Raw genomic sequence first — 15,299 nt, forward strand, 5'->3', positions numbered from 1 at the left:
GGCGCCGATAACTAGCAGATAGTAGAGATAACATGACCTCAGTCCCATTGACCAAATACGGCGCAGAACTCTTGAAAGAAGAGCTGCATCATTTGAAGACCAAGGAACGCCGCATCGTCATCGATGCGATCGCCGAAGCGCGTTCGCACGGAGATTTGTCGGAAAACGCCGAGTACGATGCCGCCAAGGAACGCCAGGCCTTCGTTGAAGGCCGCATCGCCGAACTCGAAGGCAAGCTGGGCGCAGCCCAAATCATCGACCCGACCGCGCTCGACGCGGAAGGTCGCGTGGTCTTTGCCTCGACGGTGAACCTGGAAGACCTGGAATCTGGCCAGAAAGTCACCTACCAGATCGTCGGCCTCGATGAAGCCGACCTGAAAATGAACAAGGTTTCCGTGACGTCCCCGATCGCCCGCGCGCTGATCGGCAAGTACGCCGGCGACGTGGTGGAAGTGCAGGCGCCGTCCGGCCCGCGCGAATACGAAATCCTGGAAGTACTGTACATCTGATGCTCGCCCGCGTGCGCCTCCTCGTTGCCACCCTGTGGGCCGGCAGCCTGTGGAGCATCGGTTTCATCGTGGCGCCGACCTTGTTCGGCACCCTGAGCGACCGCGTGTTGGCAGGCAATATCGCCGGCAGCCTGTTCCGCGTCGAGGCGTGGCTGTCCATCGCCTGTGCCTTGATACTGCTGGCCTTGCTGCAATGGGGGGCGGGCGCGCTGGAACTGAAACGTCGGCGTCTGCTGGCCGCGCTGGTGCTATCGATGCTGGTGTGTGCGCTGCTCAGTCATTTTGGCATTTCGCCGCTGATGGCCGAGCTCAAGGCGCAAGCGCCGTCGGGCATCATGGACGAAGCCATGCGCAGCCGCTTCGGCATGCTGCATGGCGTGTCGACCGTGATCTTCGCCGTGCAGAGCTTGCTGGCGGGCGTGCTGATCTGGAAACAGCAGTAATCTTGAATTGGCAGCAATAAAAAAGCGGAGCAGGGAAGATCCCGTGCTCCGCTTCTTGTTTCAAGCCCGGCCGCCTTGCGGTGACCGGGTGAACAGGCTTACTTGCTGCCCAGTGCGCTTTTCTTGGCGCTTTTCTGACGTGGCTTGGCACGCTTGATGGAACCGCCTTCGGTAACGCGCTCATTGCCCTTGATCATGACTTTCGTCACGCTCGGGCGCTTGGTGCCGCTGGCGCTGGCCTTGACGATGGTCACTTCGCGCATGCCTTTGCCGGCGCTGACCTTCTCCTTAACCACTTCTTTTTTCGGACGGTAGATTACCAGCAGTTTGCCAATATGTTGTACCGGGGCGGCGCCGAGATTGCCGCAAATCGTATCGTACATTCCGACGCGGGCTTCGCGGTCGTCGCCGAACACGCGGACTTTAATCAGGCCGTGCGAATCCAGGCCAAGGTCGATCTCTTTGAGGACAGCAGGTGTCAAGCCCGCTTCGCCAATGATGACGATAGGCTTCAGCGCGTGTGCTTCGGCGCGCAGTGCGCTGCGCTCTACGGGTGTAAGTTTTAGCATAATAATATTTAGTAATTCCCTTAAAAGCAGTATTCTACGCGAATGGCAAAGAAGAAATTAAACAAAAACTGGTTGCACGACCACATAAATGATCCTTATGTGAAGTTGGCGCAAAAAGAGGGCTACCGCGCCCGGGCAGCATACAAGCTCAAAGAAATCGATGAAGACGAGAAACTGATCAAACCTGGCCAGGTGATTGTCGACCTTGGTTGTACTCCCGGCAGCTGGGCCCAGTACACGCGGCGCAAGCTGGCCGGCAAGGATGGCGGCGGGGTCAATGGTACCCTGATTGGCCTGGATATGCTGGAAATGGAGCCGATCGCCGATTTCCACTTCATCCAGGGCGACTTCCGCGAGGCACGCGTGCTGCGCCAGCTGGAAGTGGTGTTGCAGGGACGCAAGGTCGACCTGGTCCTGTCGGACATGGCGCCCAATCTGTCTGGCATCGCCACGGCGGACGCCGCGCGGATGGAACATTTGATCGACCTGGCCATCGAATTTTCGCAATTGCATTTGAAACCCTCGGGCGTGTTGCTGGTGAAATGCTTTAAAGACATGGGTTTCAGCCAGATCGTGGAGAAATTCCGCGCCGAATTCAAGGTCGTTGTGCAGAAAAAGCCCAAGGCCAGCCGCGATAAATCGTCGGAAATCTTCCTGATGGGGCGTGGAATCAAGAATCCGCTGAAAAATGCCGTAGAAGAAGAGGATTCCACCCTTGATATTTAAGAGGGAATCCGCACATGGGAACGAGAAGTGCAGTAGTGTCTGATGGTTTAAAAGCCTAAATTGTTTATACTGCACTTTTTTGCGTGACCGCGATTTTTCGCGCGCACGGATCGGCGGGCTTTGGCACGGCCCGCTTATTGCGAGTAAAATCGTGTTTCTAGCTATTGGTAAAGAGATGCGCACTGCATCCAAGGAGTCTTCGTGAATAACATGTTTTCCAAATCTGCCATCTGGGTAGTCGTATTGCTGCTGTTGTTCATGCTGTTCAAGCAATTCGACAGTCATGGCGCCACAGGCGGCAGCAAGGCCATCGCTTATTCCGATTTGCTGGATGAAGTCAAAGCCAAGCGCGTCAAGGATGTCGTGATCGAGGGTTCGTCGATCACCGCCAAGCTGATGGACGATACCAAGGTGCGTACCACCGCCACCAGCCTCGACAAGGGCCTGATCGGCGACTTGCGCGACAATGGCGTGCATTTCGATGTGCGTCCGCCCGAGGAAGCGTCGTTCCTGCAAACTATTTTTGTTTCCTGGTTCCCCATGCTGCTGTTGATCGGCGTCTGGGTGTTCTTCATGCGTCAGATGCAAGGCGGCGGCAAGGGCGGGGCATTCTCGTTCGGCAAGTCGAAGGCACGCATGATGGATGAAGCCAGCAACACCGTTACCTTCGCCGATGTCGCCGGTTGCGACGAAGCGAAAGAAGAAGTCAACGAAGTGGTCGACTTCCTCAAGGACCCGAGCAAATTCCAGAAACTGGGCGGCCGCATTCCACGCGGCGTGCTGATGGTCGGTCCTCCGGGCACGGGTAAAACCCTGCTGGCGCGCGCCATCGCCGGCGAAGCCAAGGTGCCGTTCTTCTCGATTTCCGGTTCCGACTTTGTGGAAATGTTCGTCGGCGTGGGTGCCAGCCGCGTGCGCGACATGTTTGAAAACGCGAAAAAGCATTCGCCGTGCATCATTTTCATCGATGAGATCGATGCTGTGGGCCGTCACCGCGGCGCCGGCATGGGCGGCGGCAATGACGAGCGCGAACAGACCTTGAACCAGTTGCTGGTCGAGATGGACGGTTTTGAAGCGAACTCCGGCGTGATCGTCGTGGCCGCCACCAACCGGGCCGACGTGCTCGACAAAGCTCTGCTGCGTCCAGGCCGTTTCGACCGTCAAGTCTCGGTCGGCTTGCCCGATATTCGCGGCCGTGAACAGATCTTGAACGTGCACATGCGCAAAGTGCCTATCGGTACCGATGTGAAAGCCGATATCCTGGCCCGTGGCACCCCTGGTTTCTCGGGCGCGGATCTGGCCAACCTGGTCAACGAGGCAGCCCTGTTTGCCGCCCGCCGCAGCAAGCGCCTGGTGGAAATGGCTGATTTCGAAGATGCGAAAGACAAGATCTACATGGGTCCTGAGCGTAAATCGATGATCATCCGCGAGGAAGAGCGTCGCAATACGGCTTACCATGAGTCCGGTCACGCCGTCGTTGCCAAGCTGCTGCCGAAAGCCGATCCCGTGCATAAAGTGACGATCATGCCGCGCGGCTGGGCCCTGGGCCTGACGTGGCAGTTGCCGGAACACGACAACTTGTCCGCCTACAAGGACAAGATGCTGGAAGAAATTTCCATCCTGTTCGGCGGCCGTATCGCTGAAGAGATTTTCGTGGGGCAAATGTCCACCGGCGCATCGAACGACTTTTCGCGCGCCACTAAGCTGGCCCGTTCCATGGTGACCCGCTTCGGCATGTCCGACAGCATGGGCGTGATGGTCTACGAAGACAGCGAAAACGAAGGTTTCTTCGGTGGCGCCACCAAAACGATCTCGGAAGCGACCCAGCAAAAGGTCGATGCTGAAATCCGCAACATTCTCGACAAGCAATATGCTCTGGCGCGCACTTTGCTGGAAGGCAATCGCGACAAGGTCGAAATGATGACGAAAGCGTTGCTGGAATGGGAAACCATTGATGCAGAGCAAATCAATGACATCATGGCCGGCCTGGAGCCGCGTCCACCGAAAGTCATCCCGCCACGCCGTAATGCGGGCGATAGCGGCACGGGCGGCATCTCGCCTAACGTGACGGCGCCAGCCTGATAACGGCAGCCCCTTGATTGGTGGCGTGCAAGGGTATGGCAAGAACGAGGGTAAGGAGCAATCCTTGCCCTTTTTCGTTGCCGCAGCACTTATTTCCTGACGACTAAAAAGATTCACATGCGACACTACTTGCAATTCGGCCGTTTCGGCTTCAACCTGGGGGGAGCGCAGGCGCTGGTGATGGGTATACTGAACATCACGCCCGACTCGTTTTCCGATGCGGGCCAGTACCAGCACCTGGAGTTTGCCATTTCGCGCGCCGAGCAGATGATACTTGACGGTGTCGACATCCTCGATATTGGCGGCGAATCGAGCCGCCCTGGCGCCGCGCCGCTGCCGCTGCAGGACGAGTTGCAGCGTGTCATGCCGGTGCTGTACGCCTTGCGCGATTGCGGCAAACCCCTGTCCGTCGATACCTATAAACCCGAAGTGATGCGCGAAGCCATCCTGGCGGGCGCCGACATGATCAACGACATCAACGGTTTCCGCGCGCCAGGCGCCATCGAGGCCGTGCGCGACAGCGATTGCGCGCTGTGCATCATGCACATGCAAAGCCTGCCGCAAACCATGCAGGACCAACCGCGCTACGACGACGTGGTGCGCGAAGTCATTGCCTTCCTGCGCGAACGCATCGCGACGATGACGGCGGCCGGCATCGCCCGCGAACGCCTGTGCGTCGATCCCGGTTTTGGTTTTGGCAAGACGGTGGAACAGAACTATGCCTTGCTGCGTGCCACGCGCCAGTTGCGCAGTGAGCTGGACCTGCCCGTGCTGGCCGGCCTGTCGCGCAAGTCCATGATAGGCGCCGTCACGGGACGTCCCGTCGAGCAGCGCCTGGCCGGCAGCGTTGCCGGAGCGCTTGCTGCGGTAGCGCAAGGTGCGGAAATTATTCGTGTGCATGATGTCGCTGAAACCGTCGATGCACTGAAGGTCTGGCGCATGGCGCACTGAGCCTGCAAGATTCAATATATACAACAAAAAGAGAAAGTCTATGACGCGTAAATATTTTGGCACCGACGGCATCCGCGGTCTGGTGGGTACGGCGCCGATCACCCCCGATTTCGTCATGCGTCTCGGTTATGCAGCCGGCAAGGTGCTGGCCAAGTCGCAGGTCGGCAAGGCACACCCGACGGTGCTGATCGGCAAGGACACGCGCATTTCCGGCTATATGCTGGAAGCGGCGCTGGAAGCGGGCTTGTCGGCCGCCGGCGTGGACGTGATGCTGGCCGGCCCCATGCCGACCCCGGCAATCGCCTACCTGACGCGGGCGCTGCGCCTGTCGGCGGGCGTGGTGATTTCCGCCTCGCATAATCCCTACCATGACAACGGCATCAAGTTCTTTTCCGCGCAGGGCACCAAGCTGCCCGACAGCGTGGAGCTGGAAATCGAAGCGGCGCTCGACGAGCCCATGGCTTGCGTGCCGTCGGACAAGTTGGGCCGCGCCAAGCGCCTGGACGATGCCCAGGGCCGCTACATCGAATTTTGCAAGAGCACCTTCCCGACCGAACTGGACTTGCGCGGCCTGAAGATCGTCGTCGATTGCGCGCACGGCGCCGCTTACCATATCGCGCCGCACGTCTTCCATGAATTGGGGGCGGAAGTCATTGCCATCGGCAACAAGCCCGATGGCTTCAACATCAATGCGGGCTTCGGCGCCACGGCAACCAAGGCCATGGCCGAAGCCGTCGTCGAGCATGGCGCCGACCTGGGCATCGCCCTCGATGGCGATGCCGACCGCCTGATCATGTGCGATGCCACCGGGCGTCTGTATAACGGCGACGAGCTGTTGTACGTGATGGTCAAGGACCGCCTGGCGACGGGCCCCGTGGCCGGCGCCGTGGGCACCCTGATGACCAATATGGCGCTGGAAGTGCTGTTCAAGCAGCAGGGCATCGGCTTCGCGCGCGCCAAGGTGGGCGACCGCTACGTGCTGGAAGTCATGAAGGAAAAGGGCTGGATACTGGGCGGCGAGGGTTCCGGGCATTTGCTGTGCCTGGACAGGCACACGACGGGCGACGGTATCGTCTCCGCGCTGCAAGTGTTGTCCGCGCTCAAGCGCAGCGGCCAGAGCCTGCAGCAATGCCTGGCCGACCTGGTGCTGTTCCCGCAAACCCTGATCAACCTGCGCGTGGCGCCCGGTTTTGACTGGCAGAAAAATGCCGCGATGGTGGCCGAAAAGGCGCTGGTCGAGGCCGAACTGGGCGACACGGGCCGCGTGCTGATCCGTGCATCGGGCACCGAACCGCTGATCCGCGTGATGGTCGAGGCGAAAGATAAAGAGATGGCCGAGTCGATGGCACGCCGCATCGCCGATAAAGTGACCGCGTCATAGGCAGGAGCCGATAGTTATTTCCATCTAATTCGTCTATGGCAATTGACGAAATTGGGTGGGGGCGTTATTATCTTGTCTTCGGAGTGTGGCGCAGCCCGGTAGCGCACCTGGTTTGGGACCAGGGGGTCCAAGGTTCGAATCCTTGTACTCCGACCAAAGTCATAAGCGGGCTGTCAGAAATGACAGCCCGCTTTCTATTCCGCGCAGGCATTTCCTTGCTGGCGCGCATGGATTAAAATATTGCACCTCTCCGCCCATCGTTCAACGGATAGGACAACGGTCTTCTAAACCGTGAATGGGGGTTCGATTCCCTCTGGGCGGACCAGTCCTTGCTGGTCATGCACGCGACAGCCTGTCGCCTGCCATCACTCTTCCTCTTTTACCTGCTAGCCGTGTCACGGCTGCGCAAACAGCACCACGCTGAGCAAATACAGCAGCGCCGCCGCGCACAGCAGTGTAGCTAATACCGATAGCATTTTCTTGCTGGCCAGCCGGGCCAGGCGCAGCCGTTCGCGTACGGGCAGGTGCTGGCGGATCACGCCGCGCGCGCGTGGCGGTAACGGTTGTTCATGCATGAGAGTTCCCCCTGGTCGATCGGCAGTTGATGCCGTCGAGCATAACGAGGGGAGTCTAAAGATGGTGTAAAAAGCGGCTTGCTCGCCGCAAACGCGGCGTAAAGATGTGGCAGGCCTTGAAGGCGGCAGCGGGTGCTGGTGCACTGCTGCCGCTGATGAGGCTTACTTTCCCTGGCGGCGGCGTGCCAGGAAGCCCAGCAAGCCCAAGCCGGCGAGCAGCATGGCATAAGTTTCAGGTTCCGGCACGGCGGAAATGAAGGCCCTGTAGTTGCTCAGATCCTTGGGCAGGCCTTCCACCGTGAAGGTAGTGCCGGCAGCCACGGGAGCGGCCCAGTGGAACACCAGTTCTCCCTGGCCGAAGTGGATGGCCAGATAGTCATAGGCGGCCGCGCTTGTATAGGAATTGACGCCGCCGCTCAAGCCTGCCGTGGTGCCGGCAGTGCAGCCCGAGGTGGCATTGTCGCAATACGATACTGCCGAGCCCAGGCTGGTGCCGAACACGCCGTTGATATAACCCTGGATGGCCGCAGGACTCTGCGGCACCAGGTTATCGTCATAATATTTCACCTGCAGTGCCGGCGATGGCGTATAGGTGACGGTACTGCCGGCGATGACGAAACCGCTGGCTGGCCCTACATCGATCCAGGTGGCTGCTTGCGCCGCACTTGCCAGTACGGTCATTGCGGCCAGCATGGATGCCTTGATGGCAATGCTCTTTATGCTTTTCATGAAAATCCCCTTGTGCTTGAGACAGTCGCTTCATCGTATTGGGACGCATCCCTGCATGCCGGGGAGGTCATCCCATTGCCCGTTTTCACTATTTCCTGCGCGTAGCGAGTACGCAAATGAAAGCTTACTCTTGATGTAAACTAATACAATTTAAATAATACTATTGGTTTAGTTGACAACATCGTGTGCAGCTATGTATGGCTGTGCTAGCGATGCTTAACCTGACTTCAGGCAGGGCGTGACAAGGCGCGCCAGTTTGTGCTAGCGGCGTCTCGGACTTGGGGGGAGTAGGGGGGGCTTCAGTCGCTGCTATTGCTGACGCCAAACAGGCGATCCTTAGCATTGAGCAATTTTTGCACCTTGGCGCCCATTTTCATCAGTTGCGCCATGGATTCTGGCGACAGGCGCTGCAAGTCGTCGAACCAGGTGTTGGCCAGGTCGACCAGTTCATACATTTCGCGCATGCGCTCCTGCGCATACTGGTCCACGGGTTCCGTGGCCGGCGCCAGCAGCGATTCGCGCAGTACCGTCAGCGTGGGCGCCACTTCGCGACGGCGGCGCTCGGCGGCCACCACGCGGAAGATTTGCCACACATCGCCCAGCGAAGAAAAATACTCGCGCCGGTCGCCGGGGATGCGCGATTGGCGGATCAAGCCCCAGCCTTGCAACTCTTTCAAGCCTATGCTCACGTTCGAGCGTGAAAAACTCAGGTGCTCCGCGATTTCGTCTGCGTGCAAAGGATGCTCAGAGACGAACAACAAGGCGTACACTTGCCCCACCGTGCGATTAAAGCCCCAGCGGCTGCCCATCTCGCCGAAATGGCTGACGAAGGTCAGGATCAGCGGCGTCATTTGGATATATTGAGTTTTCATAATTATCTGAATTTTTTCACGCCAAACTGGCGGGGTCAATTGATATATGTCATGTTTCGCAGTATTATACAAAAAATCGAATTTACAGAAAATTCTGAAAACTCAAGAAGTATAGAAGATGCCGACCCCGCCACTGTCCTTGCCCCGTTTTATTCTTCCCCGTGTCGCCAGCCTTGCGCAGGGTGGTGCCGCGTTGCTGTGGCTGCCGCAAGCGGCCTTGCTGGCCTGGGCCGTGCAAGCCATGCTAGCGGCTGCACCGTGGCGCTCGGCCCTGCTGCCGGCCGCCGGCGTGCTGCTGCTGGGCGTGCTGCGCGCCGGCTGCGAAGCGTGGGGTGCGCGGCGCATGTATGCGGCGGCGCGCGAGCACCTGTCTACCCTGCGCGCACAAGTGGCGCTGGCACTGGCCCGTCGTTCGCCGCTGGACCGCCAGCGCGCGCAGTCGGGCCAGGCGGCCAGCGTCATCGCCGAGCAGGCCGAAGCCATCGTGCCGTATCTGGTGCGCTACAAGCCGGCGCGCTGGAAGGTGCTCACCGTGCCGCTCGTGATCCTGGCGGTGGTGACGCCGCTGTCGTGGATTGCGGCAGTGATCCTGCTCATTGCCGCGCCGCTGATTCCCGTCTTCATGGCCCTGGTGGGCATGGGCGCGCAAGCGGCCAGTCGCGCGCAGATGGTGGAGATGGGCAGCATGAACGCCTTTCTGCTGGACCGCCTGCGCGGCCTGGCCACCTTGCGCGCGCTCGACGCCGTCGACGCCACGGCCGAACGCCTGGACGCCTCGTCGCAATCCGTGCGTCGGCGCACGATGGTGGTGCTGCGCATCGCCTTCCTCTCGTCCGCCGTGCTGGAACTGTTTTCCGCGCTGGGCGTGGCCATGGTGGCCGCGTTTATCGGTTTCTCTTTGCTGGGCAGCATCAATTTCGGCACCTGGGGCCGGGAGCTGAGCCTGGGGCAGGGCTTGTTCATCCTGCTGCTGGCACCCGCATTTTTCGAGCCCCTGCGCGAACTGGCCGCCGTCTGGCACGACAAGGCGGCCGGCGAAGCGGGCCTGGCCGGCTTGCACGACCTGGCTGCCGATGGCGTGCCCCTGCCTGGCGCCGGTGTGGCAGTTGCCGCCGTCTCCGCCGCCGCCATGGCGGTGGTGGCGCCGCCCGCCATTGACATTCATCAACTGCGTTTTGCCCACCCCGGCGAAGCGCCCGTGTTCGAGCGCTTCGACCTGGCCGTGCGCGCCGGCGAACACGTGGCCCTGCTGGGTGCCAGCGGCGCCGGCAAGACTACCTTGCTGTCCTTGCTGGCCGGCTTGCTGCCCGCCAGCGGCGGCGAGATCCGCATCGGCGGCGTGCGCCTGAACGATAGTACGGTCAATACCTTGCGCCAGCGCATGGCCTGGATGGGCCAGCGTCCGCACGTGTTTGCCGCTTCCGTCAGCCAGAACGTGACGCTGGGCCGCATGGGAGCGAACGCCGCGCACGTGACGCAGGCGCTGCACCTGGCCGACCTGGCTGCCGTGGCCCAGGCACAGCCGGCCGTCATGCTCAGCGATGGCGGGCAGGGCTTGTCGGGCGGTGAAGCCGTGCGCCTGGCGCTGGCCCGCGTGGCCCTGCATCCGTATGCGGATTTGCTGCTGGTCGATGAGCCGACGGCCCACCTGGACAGCGAAACGGCGACGCGCGTGACGGACGCCCTGCTGGCCCTGGCCAAGGGCAAGACCATGATCGTCGCCACGCACGACCCGGTGCTGGCCGGCCGGTTGCAGCGCACGGTGCATGTCGATGCGCAAGCGCAAGAGTTGAGCGCATGAAGAATTCACTGATGCGTAACCCCGTGCTGCGGCAATTGCTGCTGGCCCAACCCGGCAAGCTGATCGGGGGCGCCATGCTGGCGGCCCTGACGGTGCTGGCCGGCATGGCCTTGCTGGGCTTGTCCGGCTGGTTTATTACCGCCACGTCGATTGCCGGCCTGCACGCTTCCACCGCGATCCTGTTCGACGTGTTCGGCCCGTCGGCCGGCATCCGCCTGCTGGCCATCGGCCGCACGGGTTCGCGCTATGCGGAGCGCCTCGTCACCCACGACGCCACGTTCGCCGCGCTGGCCTGCATCCGCGTGCAACTGTTTCGCGGATGGTCGCGCCCGGAAGCGGCCAGCCGATTGCTGCGCCAGCCCGCCAAGCTGTTGTTCCGCCTGACGGCCGATATCGACGCGCTCGAATCACTGTATTTGCGCCTGCTGGTGCCCGCCTTCACGGCATTGTGCGCGGCCTTGCTGGCCGGCGTGGCGCTGGGCGTGATGCAGTGGCAGCTGGGCCTGGGCCTGGCCGCGTGGCTGCTGGCCGCCGGTGGCGGCATCAGCTGGGCGGTGGCGCGCCGCGCCCGCCGTCCCGCCATCGTGCGCTCGCGCGCCATCGAGAAATTGCGCTCCGGCACCATCGACCTGGTCGCCGGTCAGACGGACCTGGTGATGGCGGGGCGCATCGACGCCCAATGCGCGGCGCTGGGACAGATCGACCGCTCGCTGGCGCAGGCCGATTTTGCCCTGCAGCGCCTGGAGACGGTGGCCGGTGCCGCATATGGGGTGGCCGGCAGCGCACTACTTTCCGGCGTGCTGCTCGCCGTGGCCGCGCTGGTGCAGCAGCAGGCGCTGACCCTGCCGCTGGCTGCCCTGGCCTTGCTGATTGCCCTGACGGCCGTGGAGCCGTTTGCGGGATTGCGCCGTGGCGCGCTGGAAGCGGGCCGCATGCTGCTGGCGATGCGCCGGCTGGCACCGCGCCTCGATGGACAGGACGTCGTGGCGCCGCCCGTCGACGCTGCACCCGGCTTGCGCCTGGAACACGTCAGCGCCGCGCATGCGGGCAGCAATGTTGCCATTTTGCATGACGTATCGCTGCACATCGCTGACGGCGAACGGGTGGCCTTGATCGGCCCCAGCGGCGCGGGCAAGTCCACCTTGCTGGCCCTTGCCGCGCGCGAGCTGGCGCCGCTGTCGGGCGCCGTCTGCGCACCGCGCGCCTGTTTGTTCACGCAGAAGACGGAATTGTTCCAGGACAGCTTGCGCGACAACCTGCGCCTGGCCGACCCGTGCGCCAGCGATGCGCAGCTGTGGGCGGCGCTGCAATCGGCCGGCCTGGACGAAGAAGTGCGTGCCTTCGCGGACGGCTTGGGCACCATGCTGGGCGAGGGCGGCCTGGGCTTGTCGGGCGGGCAGGCACGGCGCTTGGCGCTGGCGCGCTTGTTCCTGCACGAATCGACCTTGTGGCTGCTGGACGAAGCCACCGAGGCGCTCAATGCCAGGACGGCAATCGATGTCTTGCAGCGCCTGCGTGCGCGCAGCGAAGGACGCAGCTTGCTGATCGCCACCCATTTGCGGCGCGAAGCGGCGCTGGCAGACCGGCTGGTCAGCCTGCGCGATGGCCGCATTGTGGGCGACGCGCGCCGTGGCACACCCGCTTTCGAGGCGGCCCTGGCGGGCTTGCGGGGAGATTAAGAAAGAGAACGGAGACGCAGGCGGCACCGTCTTGCCAGCAGCATGGCAGCGGTGCCAATCAAAGCGCAGCAGGTAGATGGCAAGTTTGCAATCACAGTAGGGAATCACCAAGGAAATCATATGGACTTCGATATTGTCGCTTTATCCAGACTGCAGTTCGCGCTGACAGCTCTGTACCACTTTATATTCGTTCCGCTGACGATAGGCCTGTCAGTGATCCTCGCCATCATGGAGACGGTTTACGTGATGACGAACCGCCCCATCTGGCGTGACATGACCAAGTTCTGGGGTGTCTTGTTCGGCATCAACTTCGCCATGGGCGTGGCGACGGGCATCGTCATGGAATTCCAGTTCGGCATGAACTGGAGCTATTACAGCCATTACGTGGGCGACATTTTCGGCGCGCCGCTGGCCATCGAGGGCTTGATGGCCTTCTTCCTGGAAGCGACCTTCGTCGGCCTGTTCTTCTTCGGCTGGGACAAGCTGTCGAAGCGGGGCCACCTGGTCACGACCTGGCTGGTGGCCATCGGCTCGAACTTCTCGGCCCTGTGGATACTGATCGCCAACGGCTGGATGCAAAATCCCGTCGGCGCGGCCTTTAATCCGCAGACCATGCGCATGGAAGTGACGGACTTCGGCGCCGTGCTGACGAATCCCGTGGCGCAGGCAAAATTCGTGCACACGGTGTCGGCCGGTTATACGGCCGCGGCCATTTTCGTGCTGGGTATTTCCGCCTGGTATCTGCTGAAGGGCCGCCACGTGCAGCTGGCCAAGCGCTCGATGACGGTGGCCGCCTCGTTCGGCCTGGCCGCTGCGCTGTCGGTGGTGGTGCTCGGTGACGAAAGCGGCTACCTGTCGTCCGAACACCAGAAGATGAAGCTGGCCGCCATCGAGGCCATGTGGACCACGGAGCCGGCGCCCGCCGCCTTCACGGCCATCGGCTTTCCTGACGCGAAAGCGCGCGAGACGCATTACGCCGTGCACATCCCGATGGTGATGGGCTTGATCGGCACGCGTTCGCTGTCGACGGAAATTCCCGGCATCGAGCAACTGGTCGACCGTGGCGAGCTGCTGATCAAGGATGGCATCAAGGCCTATGACGCACTGCAGACCATCCGCAGCGTGGCGCCGGGCAGCCCCGTACCGCAAGAGGCGAAGGACATCTTCGAGTCGAAAGGCCAGTCCATGGGCTATGCCTTGCTGCTGAAACGCTATGTGGACGATCCGCGCCAGGCCACGCCCGAGCAGATCCGCAAGGCGGCGCTTGACACCGTGCCGCCCGTGGCGCCATTGTTCTGGTCCTTCCGCGTGATGGTGGGCCTGGGCATGTTCTTTATCTTGCTCACCGGCACGTTCTTCATCCTGTCGACGCGCCGCACGCTCGACAAGCGCCGCTGGCTGCTGAAGCTGGCCGTGTTCGCCATTCCGCTGCCATGGGTGGCTATTGAGGCGGGCTGGATCGTGGCCGAAGTGGGCCGCCAGCCGTGGGTGATCGAAGGCGTGCTGCCAACGGCCGTGGCTGTCTCTAACCTGGGTGCGACGACCTTGCTCATCACGATTGCCGGCTTTGCCGCCATTTACACCGTGCTGTTGATCATCGAAATGAAGCTCATGCTCAAGACCATCCGCAAGGGGCCGGAAGAGACGGCGCCGGCCCCCGTGCCGGCGGCCGCAGCCATTCATACTCAACGCGCCTAAGGAGGGCCAGACCATGATTTTGCATGAAATGATTTCTTACGAAACACTGCGCCTGATCTGGTGGCTGCTGATCGGCATCTTGCTGGTGGGCTTTGCCATCACGGACGGCTTCGACCTGGGCACGGGCATCTTGCTGCCGTTCGCCGGCAAGACGGACCTGGAACGCAGGGTCATCATCAACAGTATCGGTCCCGTGTGGGAAGGCAACCAGGTATGGCTGATCCTTGGCGGCGGCGCCATCTTTGCCGCCTGGCCGCAACTGTATGCCGTCTCGTTCTCGGGCTTTTACCTGGCCATGTTCGTCATCCTGGTGGCGCTGATCGTGCGTCCCGTGGCATTCAAGTTCCGCAGCAAGCGCGAAGACCCGCGCTGGCGCGCCCGCTGGGACGCGGCCCTGTTCGTGGGCGGCTTCGTGCCGGCCCTGATCTGCGGCGTGGCGATTGGCAACGTGCTGCAAGGCGTGCCGTTCCGTTTCTCGTCGGACATGCACATCTTCTATGACGGCAGCTTCTTCGCGCTGCTCAACCCGTTCGCGCTGCTGTGCGGCCTCGTCTCGGTCGCCATGCTGGTGATGCACGGCGCCACCTGGCTGCAAGTGAAGACGGACGGCGCCGTGGCAGAACGTTCGCGCCGCTACGGCAGCATGGCGGCGATTGCGACAGTCGTGCTGTATGCGCTGGCCGGCGTGGCACTGTGGCTGTGGATCGATGGCTACCGCGTTACCAGCGCCCTCGTCATCGATGGGCCATCGAACCCCATGCTGAAAACGGCAGAAGTGCATGTGGGCGCCTGGTTCCTTAATTTTTCCGCCCATCCGTGGACGTGGATCGCCCCTGCGGTCGGCTTGCTGGGCCCCTTGCTGGCCTTCGCCTTGCTGCGCGCGCGCCGTGAAGTGCCTGCCTTGCTGGCCAGCGCGGCCAGCATCGCCGGCATCATCCTCAGCGTGGGTGCAGCCATGTTCCCGTTCATCCTGCCTTCGTCGATCGATCCGCGCGCCAGCCTGACGGTGTGGGATTCCTCGTCCAGCCACATGACCCTGTTCATCATGCTGGTCGTCACGGCCGTCTTCATTCCCCTCATCGTGGCCTACACGACGTGGGTCTATAAAGTGCTGTGGGGCAAGGTTGACGGCAAGGCCATTGCAGACGATAGCGGTCACGCTTACTAAGTTTACGAAAGGAAATAATCATGTGGTATTTCGCCTGGATACTGGGTCTTCCGCTGGCGGCGACCTTCGCCGTGCTCAATGCAATGTGGTATGAAGTCGCCGATGGCGACACGACG

15 protein-coding genes and 2 tRNA genes are annotated in these 15,299 nt (G+C 61.7%); 13 read left to right on the forward strand and 4 right to left on the reverse strand.

Features of this window, described 5'->3' with window-relative positions; all coding sequences use genetic code 11:
* Nucleotides 1-32: 32 nt before the first annotated feature.
* Both greA and K0F85_RS14955 read left to right on the forward strand, forming a co-directional pair.
* Complete coding sequence (gene greA, locus K0F85_RS14950) at nucleotides 33-509, forward strand: transcription elongation factor GreA (protein WP_034757428.1); 477 nt, start codon at nucleotides 33-35, stop codon at nucleotides 507-509.
* The gene (locus tag K0F85_RS14955) at nucleotides 509-952 is read left to right on the forward strand and encodes a DUF4149 domain-containing protein (protein WP_219116776.1); all 444 of its coding nucleotides are present in this window, start codon (nucleotides 509-511) and stop codon (nucleotides 950-952) included. Before greA ends, K0F85_RS14955 begins: the two co-directional genes overlap by 1 nt.
* A 98-nt stretch (nucleotides 953-1,050) precedes the next feature.
* Here K0F85_RS14955 and K0F85_RS14960 read toward each other — a convergent pair whose 3' ends face one another.
* Nucleotides 1,051-1,521: a YhbY family RNA-binding protein gene (locus K0F85_RS14960; protein ID WP_010397237.1), complete on the reverse strand. Its 471-nt coding sequence runs from the start codon at nucleotides 1,519-1,521 to the stop codon at nucleotides 1,051-1,053.
* A gap of 42 nt (nucleotides 1,522-1,563) precedes the next feature.
* Between K0F85_RS14960 and K0F85_RS14965 the strand changes: the two genes are divergently transcribed.
* The 6 genes from K0F85_RS14965 to K0F85_RS14990 all read left to right on the forward strand — a co-directional run bounded on the left by K0F85_RS14965 (nucleotide 1,564) and on the right by K0F85_RS14990 (nucleotide 6,986).
* Nucleotides 1,564-2,247, forward strand: a complete 684-nt coding sequence (locus tag K0F85_RS14965; RefSeq protein ID WP_219116777.1) for an RlmE family RNA methyltransferase — start codon at nucleotides 1,564-1,566, stop codon at nucleotides 2,245-2,247.
* A gap of 201 nt (nucleotides 2,248-2,448) precedes the next feature.
* Nucleotides 2,449-4,329 (forward strand): ATP-dependent zinc metalloprotease FtsH, encoded by a 1,881-nt coding sequence (ftsH, locus tag K0F85_RS14970; protein WP_035817778.1) that lies wholly within the window; start codon nucleotides 2,449-2,451, stop codon nucleotides 4,327-4,329.
* Nucleotides 4,330-4,446: 117 nt separating this feature from the next.
* Nucleotides 4,447-5,280, forward strand: coding sequence for a dihydropteroate synthase (gene folP, locus K0F85_RS14975; protein ID WP_219116778.1), 834 nt, complete (start codon nucleotides 4,447-4,449; stop codon nucleotides 5,278-5,280).
* Nucleotides 5,281-5,320: 40 nt separating this feature from the next.
* The gene (gene glmM, locus K0F85_RS14980) at nucleotides 5,321-6,661 is read left to right on the forward strand and encodes a phosphoglucosamine mutase (RefSeq protein WP_219116779.1); all 1,341 of its coding nucleotides are present in this window, start codon (nucleotides 5,321-5,323) and stop codon (nucleotides 6,659-6,661) included.
* Between the two features lie 79 nt (nucleotides 6,662-6,740).
* A tRNA-Pro gene (locus tag K0F85_RS14985) sits at nucleotides 6,741-6,817 on the forward strand.
* A 94-nt stretch (nucleotides 6,818-6,911) separates the two neighbouring features.
* Nucleotides 6,912-6,986 (forward strand) — tRNA-Arg (locus K0F85_RS14990).
* A gap of 70 nt (nucleotides 6,987-7,056) precedes the next feature.
* On the opposite strand, the gene K0F85_RS14995 is transcribed toward K0F85_RS14990, so the two are convergent.
* From K0F85_RS14995 to K0F85_RS15005, 3 genes are all read right to left on the reverse strand, one after another.
* Nucleotides 7,057-7,236 carry a hypothetical protein gene (locus K0F85_RS14995; RefSeq protein WP_219116780.1) on the reverse strand — a complete coding sequence of 60 codons (180 nt, stop codon included), beginning with the start codon at nucleotides 7,234-7,236 and terminating at the stop codon, nucleotides 7,057-7,059.
* Between the two features lie 162 nt (nucleotides 7,237-7,398).
* Complete coding sequence (locus K0F85_RS28800) at nucleotides 7,399-7,965, reverse strand: PEP-CTERM sorting domain-containing protein (protein WP_257572796.1); 567 nt, start codon at nucleotides 7,963-7,965, stop codon at nucleotides 7,399-7,401.
* 299 nt (nucleotides 7,966-8,264) lie between these two features.
* A complete protein-coding gene (locus K0F85_RS15005) occupies nucleotides 8,265-8,837 on the reverse strand; it encodes a GbsR/MarR family transcriptional regulator (RefSeq protein WP_257572797.1) in 573 nt (190 codons plus the stop codon).
* A 118-nt stretch (nucleotides 8,838-8,955) separates the two neighbouring features.
* On the opposite strand from K0F85_RS15005, the gene cydD reads away from it, so the two are divergent.
* From cydD to cydX, 5 genes are all read left to right on the forward strand, one after another.
* On the forward strand, nucleotides 8,956-10,638 hold the full coding sequence (gene cydD / locus K0F85_RS15010) for a thiol reductant ABC exporter subunit CydD (protein WP_219116781.1): 1,683 nt from the start codon (nucleotides 8,956-8,958) through the stop codon (nucleotides 10,636-10,638).
* The gene (locus tag K0F85_RS15015; protein ID WP_219116782.1) at nucleotides 10,635-12,317 is read left to right on the forward strand and encodes an amino acid ABC transporter ATP-binding/permease protein; all 1,683 of its coding nucleotides are present in this window, start codon (nucleotides 10,635-10,637) and stop codon (nucleotides 12,315-12,317) included. The genes cydD and K0F85_RS15015 overlap by 4 nt, the downstream gene beginning before the upstream one ends.
* Before the next feature lie 120 nt (nucleotides 12,318-12,437).
* The gene (locus K0F85_RS15020; RefSeq protein WP_219116783.1) at nucleotides 12,438-14,015 is read left to right on the forward strand and encodes a cytochrome ubiquinol oxidase subunit I; all 1,578 of its coding nucleotides are present in this window, start codon (nucleotides 12,438-12,440) and stop codon (nucleotides 14,013-14,015) included.
* A gap of 13 nt (nucleotides 14,016-14,028) precedes the next feature.
* The gene (cydB, locus tag K0F85_RS15025) at nucleotides 14,029-15,183 is read left to right on the forward strand and encodes a cytochrome d ubiquinol oxidase subunit II (RefSeq protein ID WP_219116784.1); all 1,155 of its coding nucleotides are present in this window, start codon (nucleotides 14,029-14,031) and stop codon (nucleotides 15,181-15,183) included.
* A 20-nt stretch (nucleotides 15,184-15,203) separates the two neighbouring features.
* A partial coding sequence (cydX, locus tag K0F85_RS15030; protein ID WP_219116857.1) for a cytochrome bd-I oxidase subunit CydX occupies nucleotides 15,204-15,299 on the forward strand: 96 nt, incomplete at its 3' end.

This window comes from Janthinobacterium sp. UMAB-56, assembly GCF_900095265.1.
Lineage (GTDB): Bacteria > Pseudomonadota > Gammaproteobacteria > Burkholderiales > Burkholderiaceae_D > Janthinobacterium.